Raw genomic sequence first — 3,126 nt, forward strand, 5'->3', positions numbered from 1 at the left:
ATGCTGATGCGGCACGTGCCCTCGCGCCATCCGGCGACAGCGACGCCAACACTTTGCTGGGCTCGGTCGCCGACAACGCCGAGGCACTCGACGTCACGGACTTCTCCGCACGGTACGTCGACGAGACAGGCGCCGGCGCGGACGACGGCTCGTGGACCGCACAGGTCGCGCTCACGTGGGGGTTCGACGATTTCGACCGTGAACCCGCCAGTGCAGAGGTGGTGGTCACCTTCGTGGCGGACGGCGACGCCGTGGCCATCCGTCGGTTCGGTGGGGTGAGCGACGGCATCGAGCCGTTGTGGCTGCAGGGTCCCCTCGAGGTGCGGCGTACCGACCGGGCACTGGTGATGGTCTCGGCGTTGCGGCCCGATGCGTCACGTGAGGCCACGACGTACGCCCGCCGTGTGGAGCGCGGCGCCGCCGTCGTGCGCCGTGTGCTGGGGTCCTGGCGCCCGTTGGTCGTCGTGGAGGTGCCTGCCTCGGCGTCGTCGTTGGACGCCACTCTCGACGCGGCCGAGGGGACCTACGCCGGCATCGCCGCAGTGACCACGACCGCGGACGGCTCGGGGAGCCTGGACGCGCCGGTCCACGTCTTCGTCAACCCGGACGTGACCCGCGGCCTGCGCGGGGTGGGCGCCCAGGTCGTGATGAGCCACGAGATGGTGCATGTGGCGACCGACGCGGCCACCAGTGCTGTGGACCTGTGGCTGCTGGAGGGCTTCGCCGACTACGTCGCTCTGCGCGACGTCCGGCTGCCGCTCTCCATCACCGCGGGGCGTGCGATCGACCTAGTGCGTCGCGGCGGGGTCCCCCGGAGGTTGCCGGGGGCAGCGGCGTTCGACACCCGGGCCACCGACTTGGAGGCGGCCTACGAGCTGGCCTGGCTGGCTTGCGACACCCTCGCCGACGAGGTGGGGACGCAGGCGTTGCTGGACGTCTTCCGACGTGTCTCCGGCGGCATGTATCTGGGCGCCGCCCTTCGTCGGCACGATACGACCGTCCAAGGCCTTGTCGTTGCTTGGAGGAACCGGTTGGTCTCGTTGGCCTCATGAATCGGGTGGCGTGAGCGAGCATGCGGCACCGTTGATCGTGGTTGCCGGTCTCGCCCTGGTGGTGCTCCTCCTTTACCTCCCGCTGGTGGTGGAGCCGGTTTCAACCACTTCGAGCCGCTGCCGGCGGGGGGCTGCGCACCGAGATCCTTCGGCTGGCGGACACGGAGGGGATGCCGGTCGACGAGGTGCTGGTCGCCGACGCGTCCCGGCGTACGACGTCCCTACCCCTGCGCCTCCGGGTTCGGCGGCACCCGGCGGGTGGTCGTCTACGACACGCTGGTCGATTCGCTGCCGCAGGACCAGGCGCTGAACGTGATCGCCCACGAGTTGGCGCACGCGCGTCACTGTGACGTGGTCGTCGGCACGGTGCTAGGTGCCTTCGGAGCGGCGGCCGGGGTGGGGTTGCTGGGCCTGTTGATCGGGTCCCGCCTCACTCGAAACCGTGGAGGAGCGCGCGGTCGGGGGACGCGGCGGTGGTGCCGTTTCTGCTGGCGGCGGTGGCGGCGGCGGTGGGACCACTGCTGTCGAGCCCGGTCCAGGCGGGGTAAGCCGGCAGATCGAGAAAGGCCGACGTGGACGCCCTGGCCGCGACACGTGACCCGGATGCCTTCGTCGAGATGCAGCGCACCGTGGCGCTGGGGTCGATCGCCGATCCCATCCCACCGGCGTGGCCACAGTGGTGGTGGGCGAGTCATCCCACAGTGCTGGAGCGGGTCGCGATCGCGAGGCTGACGGTAACTCAGGGCCAGACGCTGGGCGGGATGAGTTCGAAGAGGCCTCGGACTGTTCCACCGAAGAGCCCCACAGACACGACGATTGCGATCGCAATGAGTCCTACCAACACGCCGTACTCCACGGCCGTGGCCCCGACCTCGTCTCGATGACGTACCTGCATCACTTCTCCTCGAGTGCTCGTGCAACGAAGGAATGGCCGACGCGCCGCTAGCGCGGGCATCGGCCATTCCTGCAGGTCGTCAGATCACTTGGTGCTGTTGCTCTTGATCTCGGTGCCGACGTTCGTGAAGAGTTCGCTGAGGTTGGTGCCCAGGGTGCTGACGACGGTGATGATGGCGACGGCGATCAGGGCGACCATGAGGCCGTACTCCACGGCGGTCGCACCCTTCTCCTCGTCGCGGTGGGCATTGAGCATGATGGCGAGGAACTGGATCATGGTGGTTCTCCTGGTGTGAGTGTGTTGTGGTCCTGCGAGTCTTGGTGAAAGGCCTTGCGGCCACTCAGGAAGTACTCTGCCGGGTTCGGAGGGCCGACGGATCGGGTGATCGGCTGTCCCTGACTAGTCTCTTGTGACTATTCGTGGAACCCTTCGGGACCGTCTCGACTGGCCCGATGGGACACCGTCAGAAGCGCTGCGGGGCCAGGGGGCCGAGCAGGCCGAGACGCATGGCGGTGACCAGGGCCTGTGCGCGGTTGGCGGCGCCGAGCTTCTGGTAGATGTGGGTGATGTGGGTCTTGGCCGTCGACTCGCTGAGGTAGAGCCGGCACGCGATCTCACCAGTGCCGAGACCGTCGGCGAGGAGGGCGAGGACCTCCTCCTCGCGCCGGGAGAGTTTCGGCGTTGCGGGCGACGACGTGCGCCGCATCATCGCCGCGCTCAGTCCCGAGCAGAGGAACGTGCGGGGTGCCACGGCGGCGTGACGTGCTGCGCTCACCACCTCGGCCGCCTTAGTGTCCTTGCCGACGAAGGCCGAGGCCCCCGCTTCCATGGCCGCGAAGATCTGGTCGTCGCCGGCGTGCATCGTCAACACCACGACGCCGGCACTGACGCTGGAGGCGCGCACCGCGCGCACGACGCGGAGGCCGTGACCGTCGGGGAGCTGGAGGTCGGTCACCACCACGTCGGGCTGGAGCGACTCGAACGCCGCCACTCCTTCGGCCACGGTCCCCGCCTGGCCGACGACGGTCATCTCGGCGTCGCGTTCGAAGGCGCGGGCGAGGCCTTGGCGGATGAGCTCGTGGTCATCGACCAGCAGGACGGAGGTCATGGGGGATTCCTTCCGAGAGGTTTCGTGCAGACGTGAGCCGGACGGTCGTGCCGGCGGGATCGCGAGGCTGG

Annotated in this window: 4 protein-coding genes and 2 pseudogenes; 2 read left to right on the forward strand and 4 right to left on the reverse strand. The window is 68.9% G+C overall.

Translation table 11 applies throughout. The features are described 5' to 3' along the window. Positions 1–1,052: pseudogene (locus ACXJKL_RS18055) on the forward strand (hypothetical protein); the annotation flags it as partial. A 117-nt stretch (positions 1,053–1,169) separates the two neighbouring features. Next, a pseudogene (locus tag ACXJKL_RS18060) lies at positions 1,170–1,466 on the forward strand (M48 family metalloprotease); the annotation flags it as partial. 16 nt (positions 1,467–1,482) lie between these two features. Here the strand turns inward: ACXJKL_RS18060 and ACXJKL_RS18065 are convergent. The 4 genes from ACXJKL_RS18065 to ACXJKL_RS18080 form a co-directional block, all read right to left on the reverse strand. Beyond that, the gene (locus ACXJKL_RS18065) at positions 1,483–1,710 is read right to left on the reverse strand and encodes a hypothetical protein (RefSeq protein ID WP_457208387.1); all 228 of its coding nucleotides are present in this window, start codon (positions 1,708–1,710) and stop codon (positions 1,483–1,485) included. Positions 1,711–1,791: 81 nt separating this feature from the next. Beyond that, on the reverse strand, positions 1,792–2,007 hold the full coding sequence (locus ACXJKL_RS18070) for a Flp family type IVb pilin (RefSeq protein WP_457208388.1): 216 nt from the start codon (positions 2,005–2,007) through the stop codon (positions 1,792–1,794). 24 nt (positions 2,008–2,031) lie between these two features. Next, entirely contained in the window at positions 2,032–2,223 is a 192-nt protein-coding gene (locus ACXJKL_RS18075; RefSeq protein WP_457208389.1) for a Flp family type IVb pilin, read from the reverse strand. Between the two features lie 187 nt (positions 2,224–2,410). Then, positions 2,411–3,055: a response regulator transcription factor gene (locus ACXJKL_RS18080; protein ID WP_457208390.1), complete on the reverse strand. Its 645-nt coding sequence runs from the start codon at positions 3,053–3,055 to the stop codon at positions 2,411–2,413. Between the last annotated feature and the right edge of the window lie 71 nt (positions 3,056–3,126).

The organism is Nocardioides sp. P5_C9_2 (assembly GCF_054049555.1).

Bases quoted from the DNA above. Each gene is read 5' to 3' on its own strand.
- ACXJKL_RS18070 (WP_457208388.1), bottom strand. From the start codon at position 2,007: ATGCCCGCGCTAGCGGCGCGTCGGCCATTCCTTCGTTGCACGAGCACT.
- ACXJKL_RS18065 (WP_457208387.1), bottom strand. From the start codon at position 1,710: ATGGGATCGGCGATCGACCCCAGCGCCACGGTGCGCTGCATCTCGACG.
- ACXJKL_RS18080 (WP_457208390.1), bottom strand. From the start codon at position 3,055: ATGACCTCCGTCCTGCTGGTCGATGACCACGAGCTCATCCGCCAAGGC.
- ACXJKL_RS18075 (WP_457208389.1), bottom strand. From the start codon at position 2,223: ATGATCCAGTTCCTCGCCATCATGCTCAATGCCCACCGCGACGAGGAG.